Raw genomic sequence first — 410 nt, 5'->3', positions numbered from 1 at the left:
CCATTCAAGGAGTAGTGCTTTATGGCCTCGAAGTCTCCGGCGGTTTCCCGCCACGCTTTCGCATCCACCCTGCAGACATTCACCACCAGATCGGGAAAAAGCGGGCAGTTCCATTCGCTGCCCGCCCTGGCCCGCCAGTTTCCGTCCATCCACCGGCTGCCGGTGTCCATTCGCATCGTTCTGGAGTCGGTCCTGCGCAATTGCGACGGCGTGAAGGTGACGCCGGAGCACGTGGAGCAGCTCGCGAACTGGCAGCCGGTGGCCGAGCGCAAGGACGAGATCCCCTTCATCGTCTCGCGCGTGGTGCTGCAGGATTTCACCGGCGTGCCGCTGCTGGCCGATCTGGCCGCGATGCGCAGCGTCGCCCAGCGCCTGGGCAAGAAGCCCAAGAAGATCGAGCCGCTGGTGCC

At 64.9% G+C, this 410-nt stretch carries 1 protein-coding gene; it reads left to right on the top strand.

All coding sequences use genetic code 11. The annotated features are described in order from the left end of the window. Positions 1-21: 21 nt before the first annotated feature. On the top strand, positions 22-410 hold a 389-nt coding region (locus GVL52_RS32440), incomplete at its 3' end, for an aconitase family protein (RefSeq protein WP_244619356.1).

The organism is Rhizobium sp. 18055 (assembly GCF_902706285.1).
GTDB lineage: Bacteria > Pseudomonadota > Alphaproteobacteria > Rhizobiales > Rhizobiaceae > Rhizobium.
Note: the sequence above shows the minus strand (reverse complement) of the source record. Positions and strands in the feature narration are given on the sequence as shown.